This is a genomic window from Flavihumibacter sp. (assembly GCF_036676075.1).
GTDB lineage: Bacteria > Bacteroidota > Bacteroidia > Chitinophagales > Chitinophagaceae > Flavihumibacter.
The window spans coordinates 1-7391 of the sequence record NZ_JAKFDQ010000018.1 but is presented as its reverse complement, the minus strand read 5'-3'; the positions used below and the strand labels follow the sequence as shown (position 1 = coordinate 7391).

Sequence of the window (7391 nt, the reverse complement as noted above, 5' to 3'; positions counted from 1 at the left end):
CGTAGCAACCGCAGGATTACTGCTAACCCAGGTGCCACCCGTGGTTGGAGATAATGTTGTTGATCCGCCAGCACAAATAGAGGAAGCGCCCGTAATGCTGACAACGGGTAATGCAGTAACAGTAACCGCACTGGTAGTTGCCGCACAATTCGGAGCAGTATTGCTGGTAAATGTAAACGTCGCACTGCCTGCACCAACTGCAGTTACTAAACCAGCATTCGTTACCGTAGCAACTGCTGTATTACTGCTAACCCAGGTACCACCAGTAGTTGGAGATAAAGTTGTGGTACCATCTGCACATATAGTGGAAGAACCCGTAATGCTGACAACCGGTAATGCAGTAACCGTTATTATTATAACGTTAGAATAAACCGGTTCTAAGCAGCCAGTAAAAGTTGCTCTGCGCCTGTACTGTGTTGTTTGTGTTAGACCAGCTGTTACTTGAAATGATTCTGTTGTAGCCCCAGTTCCACCAGTTACATTTGACCATGAAATTCCATCCGTGGATTGCTCCCATTGGTATCCTGAAAATGTTCCATCGCCTGTTGCACCAACTACAGTAGCAAAAACATTTGGATTTGTTCCAGAGCAGATGGTAGTGACAGTCGTGGTTACTGAACCCGGATCACATACAAAACTGTTTGAATTGAAATAATTTAAGCCTGTTGGAGAATTCAATCCCAACCCCCAACTCCCCCACTGCCAGACAAAACCCTGGTAACTGAACCAACCTATAGGAAATTTTTCATTATCACGAACATCACCAAACGCATTTTTTGGCGCTGCCAACATCCCTGTGGAAAACAGTTGAATAAGTAATGCCAGCAGGATGAAAAGTCTTGCTTTTCTTCCGCTAACATTGCATACAGGAAAGGTATTTTCCGGGTTTCGGGACATTCAGCTTTTTTATTCAGCCTAGGAGTTAATTGCTACTAAGCCAATAGAATTGTTACAATAAGCGATCTTTTGATTATTGATAATAATCCTGCTACCCATTAATTTTCCTCGTGGAATTTCAATGGACTATCAGGCCAACGGTTTATGTTCTTAGGAATTTCTGTGGATATAAGCAGCAGATTGGATTTTCATCAGGGTTCAGGTCTATTAAAATAATCATTAAAAGCCTTATTTTATAATATTCTTAACGGTTTTTTATAAACAAAATCATCGTCGTAATCATTACGAAATGACTTCGCCCATAAGGGTGATAAAATACCTGCTGTAAATGTTGTTGGAATTACCCCAGGATCCTGCAATCGGATCTAATAATGATCTGATCTATCACCGAAACTTCCGCTCCGGTAACTAGAAGAAAATAGGGTCAACAGACATAAACACCAGTTCTGATTTACTGTCTTCGTAAAAGGGGTACAATCAATTAAGTGGCAATATATTACGATATCCTCAAATTCAATAATTTTTGATATAAAAGATTTGTGATTTCTTTATAATTGATGGGGAATTTGCTGTAGTTTTTTTTCCCCATTTTTTTCATGTAGGCAATATCAAACGGGATGGATCTGAGGAGTTAAAATTCTAAACATTGTACCGGATTAGGTTCCCCATGCCGTTGTAAAGCCACGGTAGTGCCGCCTAAGCGCCGCCTCAACACCAGGATAGTCAGAATAAGTCGGGATGTATCAGGCAAAGTCCGGAAAAGTCAGGAAAAATCAGGGTAAGTCAGGATAACGTCAGGTAGAGGTCAGGATAACATCACCCAAAGATCAGCTCCTCTTCAGGTAAATTTCAGTAATATATCTGCAATATATCCGGTAAAAATTTGAACGAACCCGGGCTTTTTCTTCACCTATGCCCATTTCCAGGGAAATCGGCAATACAAATTAAGTATCTCCTATTTCCACGGCGGACAGTAAATGATGCCGCTGTTCTTCCGCTTCACGTCCCGGAATATGATCGAAACCTCCCAGGTGCTCCGCTTGCCCGGAGAATCCCGCAGCTTCGAGATCAATACATCCGAGCTGAACCCGAATTGCATCTTTCCCTTGCTGAAACCCAGGTAAGGCACAATAGCATTCTTTGACCAGTACCATAATCCCGCACTTACACTGGTGCTGGTCGACTCATCAACCACATACCCCAATCCCCCTCCTACCGAAAAATAGCTTGCAGTAGTCTGGCGCTGGTAAATTCCATTGGTGGTGAGCACCAGCCCGTTATTCAGGTTGCGCTCGTAATTGGCATGCACCGCGTAACGCGTCGCCAGCCGCTGGTTATCATCTTCCAGAAATGTCTGCCTCGGCTTATTCAGGTGAAAGGCCGATACCCCAAAATCAAAATTCGATTTATCTCCTCCTATTGAATAGGTCAGTCCCGCACTTGAAGAAAGATATGGCTTCATCGTGGATAAAGCTGATTCTCCGGTTGGGAGGTTAACATCAAATCCTCGTCCGGTATACTGCTCACCAAAAACCACCCTGCTCCAATCCATCCGTTTATGTCCATAGATCAATCCCACTCCCGCTCCGAGATAATGATTGTTATTATAGCCTTCTGCTATCTGCACATTGTAAGCAACATTCCCCGATCCATAAACACTCTGTAATACGCCACCCATCGTTTTATCATACATGAACATTCCACCCACTGCAAATCGTTGCCCCTCTGGTAATGTCTCCACAAATAATTTACGGTCATGCGAAATAGTTCCCGTTACATAAGGGGCAGTTGGACCGATCCACTGGCTCCTGAAATTCATGATCACTCTCCAGTCGCCATTGATATTACCCGTCAGTGCCGGATTAATATTCAGCGGCGATGCCCAGAATTGTGAAAAGCTTGGATCCTGCGCCCACAGCGGATTAGCGCCTGCCGTATAGCAGGTGACCAGTAGCACAATCCGAAAATATTTTAAGCACATTTTCATATCAATCGTTTATCTCACCAACGTTACCAATCCTGTTTTGCGGATCACTTCACCATTGATTCCAATAGCTTCCGCAACCCATGTATACGTATCGAGCGGTTGGATCGCACCCTTGTAATAGCCATTCCAACCCGCACCCAGCGCTTTGGTCTCATACACCAATTCACCCCATCTGTTGAAGACCCTGAACCAACGAAGCTCTCTTACATTGATCGTGAATGGGAACAACAGATCGTTCCTTCCATCTCCATTCGGGCTCCATACTGTTGGCACCAATACTTCAGGCGTTACACCTGGTATTGTACTGTTGATAACATTCACCACCAGCGTATCTATGGTTTCACATCCAGCCTCCGAACGCATGCTGATCCTGTATTGTACACGCTTATCATAATTGAATACAGGGTCAATGATATTATACCTGTCGAGTCCAACGGTCGGACTCCAGTTAAACATATTGTAGTGCGGTCCAAGATCCCTTGCCTGCAATGGCGTTGGTGTATTTCCATTCGTAAATATCGGAGGTAGCGTTGTACCCGGAATTGGATAAGTTATCCATAGCGTATGCTCAATACCGTTAGCAGTTATACTACAATTCCTGTCACTCACCGTAAGGATGGTGTATTTAGTTGTAGCATTAGGTTTAACCTTCAGCTTGTAGAGGTCAGAACCATGGTTATTGATGGTATATGTTTGCGAACCATCACTATAACTAAAGCTCCATGGACCGGTTCCTTTGAACCTGATAGTAAGATCAGTACTCAATCCGAGACAAAGCGAATCCACACCACTAATACTAACTTCCGGAAGCGCATGTACAACAACGTTAACCGGCTTCACGTCAATACATCCGTTGCTGTTCACTGCTCTTATATAATATGTACCCGATTGTGGTATAGCAGCAGGACCAGCCAAAGCAATTGTTGCTGCTTCATCTCTCCAGTAACTCAATCCTATATCCGTATCACTTCCAGCAGTTATTGCTGCAGTTGTTATATCAACTGTATTCGGACTGCAGACGGGTGCAGGATCTGTGATCTCGAGCTCCGGTGCCTCCAGTGATGTTACTACCACGGGCTTCACCATTACACAACCAGCTGCATTGATCGCCCTGATATAATATGTTCCTGATTGGATCAGGCTACCGGGGTTGCCAATCGGCTGACTTGTCTGATCATCTCTCCAATAGCTAAGTGTCAATCCTTGATCACTACCAGCAGTAACCGCAGCTTCAAGAATATTCACGGCAGCAGGCTGACAAACCGGCAATGGATTCGTAACCTGTAATACAGGCAACGCGTTAACGGTAACATTTACTGGTTGGATAATAGCACAACCATTAGCAGCTGTACCGCGGATATAATACCTGCCCGTAGTAACGGCATCAGGTTGCGCGAGCGGCGTTACACCATCTTCATCCATCCAGTAACTGTAAACCAATCCGGCATCACTGCCTGATGTTATTGCAGCAGCAGTGAGATCAATAGTAGCGGGTGCACAAACTGCAGCCGGATCATTAGTTACTACAACAGGATTAGGTATCGCAACAAAGCTTACGGTTGCAGTGGCAAGACATCCACCTGCATCTAAAACGGTGATGGTATAATCGCCCGGGGCCATATCAGCAAACAGATCACTGTCCTGGTAAGTGGCGCCATTATCAAGACTATATTTATAAGGTGCGGTACCATTGCTTGCATTTACCCTGAAACTTCCGGTAGTAGCTCCACAAGGCATATCAGGTGCAGCAACATTTAAAACAATCGTCGATACCAGTTGCACCAATGTTCCACTCGCGGTGGTGGTACAGTTGTTCGCATCAATGACTAATATCGTATAGTCACCCGCAGGAAGATCATTGAATACATTGCTGGTTTGGAAACTATTTCCTCCATCGAGGCTATACCTGTAAGGAGCTGTTCCATTGGATGCACTAACAGTGATGGTTCCGGTAGAAAATCCGCACGGAATATCAGGAGTAGTGATGGTTGCAGCAACAGTATTCTGGATCTGGTTTATATTAACATCAGTTGTTGCGATACAGTCTTTAGCGTCCCGAACGGTTATTGTATAATTACCAGCCTGCCTGTTTGTAAACACATTCGATGATTGGTATGTCGCACCTCCATCAATACTGTATTCATATGGCAGGTAGCCATCTTTTGCTTCCACAGTTATATCAACAGCCGTTTGATCACAGAGTATATCCGGTGCAGATGCAGTTGCAGTGATATCACAACAGATAATCTCACCAACGGTCATATCAAGATTTACTGAACAGCCATTTGCATCTGTAATTACCAATGTATAATCACCAGGCGCGAGCGCGGATATTGCAGTTTGCGTTGACGTGAATCCGGCCGGACCATTCCACTCATATGTATATGGAGCTGTTCCGCCATTCACCTGCACGGTAATTGAACCATCCGTGGTGCGACAATTTGCATCTGCTACAGTTGGTGTGGCAATTATGGATACATCTGTATTGGCAACGATAATATTTTTTGTTACTGAACAGCCGTTGATATCTGTCACAGTTACAGAGTAATCACCTGCTCCAATTCCACTTATATCTTTTGTATCGGCCATGAACCCATTAGGGCCAGACCATGATATGCTATATGGTGCTGTACCACCCTGTATCTGCATGCTAATGCTTCCGTTAGCGTTTCCACAAATCGATTGGGTGATATTTTCAGTAAGTATTATGGCAACATCAACCGAGTTTACTTCCACATCAAGTGTGGTAGTACATCCATTAAGATCAGTAATAACAACGGTGTATATGCCGGCAACCAATCCAGTCAGATCTTTTGTATCGGCAGTGAAGTTTGCAGGACCCGTCCAGCTATAGGCATACGCAGGCGTGCCACCCGAAACCACCAGGCTGATGGCTCCTGTTGCTCCTATGCATGAAGTTGCAGAAACAGCTGGAACAGCAGTGATCACTTGCTTATCAATAGTCACTTCTATATTCTTTGTAGCCGAACATCCATTTGCATCGGTAACTGTTACTGAATACGTTCCCGGAGCCAGATTAACCAGGTCCTGGTCTGATGAAGTGAATCCGCCTGGCCCGGTCCAGCTAATAGTATACGGTGCAGTTCCACCAGCGATGCTGAGGTCGATTGCACCATTATTAGAAGTACAGATTGCTTGGGTTATTACCTCCGTAAGATCTATCGTCACATCCTGCGTACCAACTTCCACATCAAGGGTGGTGGTACATCCATTGAGATCAGTGATCACAACAGAGTACATGCCGGCAACAAGTCCATTGATATCTTTTGTATCAGCAGTGAAGCCTGCAGGGCCTGTCCAGCTATAAGAATAAGCCGGCGTGCCCCCTGTTACTTCCAGTGCAATAGTTCCGGTTGCACCAATACATGTGGTCAGTCCTATTGTAGGTACTACCGTAATGATTTGTATATCAATAGTGACTTCAATATTCTTATTTGCGGAACATCCATTGGCGTCTGTTACTGTTACTGTGTAAACCCCTGGTGCAAGACTGGTCAAATCTTCATCAATAGAATTAAATCCATTTGGTCCTGTCCAGCTAATGGTATACGGTGCAGTACCACCAGCAATGCTGAGGTCGATGCCGCCATTATTAGAAGTACAGATCGCGGGAGTTATAACTTCAGTCAAATCAATCGTCACATCCTGCGTACCCACTTCCACATCAAGGGTGGTAGTACAACCATTGAGATCAGTGATCACAACGGTGTACATGCCGGCAACAAGTCCAGTAATATCTTTTGTATCGGCAGTGAAGCTACCCGGGCCAGTCCAGCTATAAGAGTAAGCAGGTGTGCCACCAGATACTTCCAGTGCAATCGTTCCCGTTGCACCGGTACAAGCAGTCAGGCCAACAGTGGGAACAGCAGTGATGGTTTGAACATCTATTGTTACTTCAATATCCTTAGTTGCAGTACATCCATTGGCATCGGTAACGGTTACAGTGTAAACCCCAGGTGCAAGACTGGTTAAGTCTTCATCAGTGGAGTTAAATCCACTTGGTCCGGTCCAGCTAATGGTGTAGGGTGTTGTTCCACCAGCAATACTGAGATCAATGCCGCCATTATTAGAAGTACAGATCGCGGGATTTATAACTTCACTAAGATCAATCGTTACATCCTGCGTGCCTACTTCCACATCAAGGGTTGTTGTACATCCATTGAGATCGGTGATCACAACGGTGTACATGCCGGCAACAAGTCCAGTAATATCTTTTGTATCAGCATTATAGCCTGCAGGGCCTGTCCAGCTATAAGAGTAAGCAGGTGTACCACCTGTTACTTCCAATGTAATCGTTCCAGTAGAACCAATACAAGTGGTCAGTCCTATAGTTGGTATAGCTGTGATGGCTTGAATATCAACAGTTACTTCAATGTCTTTGGTTGCGGTGCAGCCATTTGCATCTGTAACTGTTACGGTATAAGTTCCTGCTGCAAGAGTGGTTATGTCTTCATCTGTTGAGCTATAACCATTAGGCCCTGTCCAA

General features: G+C 44.7%; 3 protein-coding genes. All 3 read right to left on the bottom strand.

Annotation, left to right across the window (positions count from 1 at the left end; all coding sequences use genetic code 11):
- The coding region (locus V6M43_RS16395; protein WP_332737132.1) for an Ig-like domain-containing protein at window positions 1–897 on the bottom strand (897 nt) is incomplete at its 3' end.
- Between the two features lie 955 nt (window positions 898–1852).
- Entirely contained in the window at window positions 1853–2884 is a 1032-nt protein-coding gene (locus V6M43_RS16390; protein WP_332737130.1) for a PorP/SprF family type IX secretion system membrane protein, read from the bottom strand.
- A 9-nt stretch (window positions 2885–2893) separates the two neighbouring features.
- A partial coding sequence (locus V6M43_RS16385) for a gliding motility-associated C-terminal domain-containing protein (protein WP_332737128.1) occupies window positions 2894–7391 on the bottom strand: 4498 nt, incomplete at its 5' end.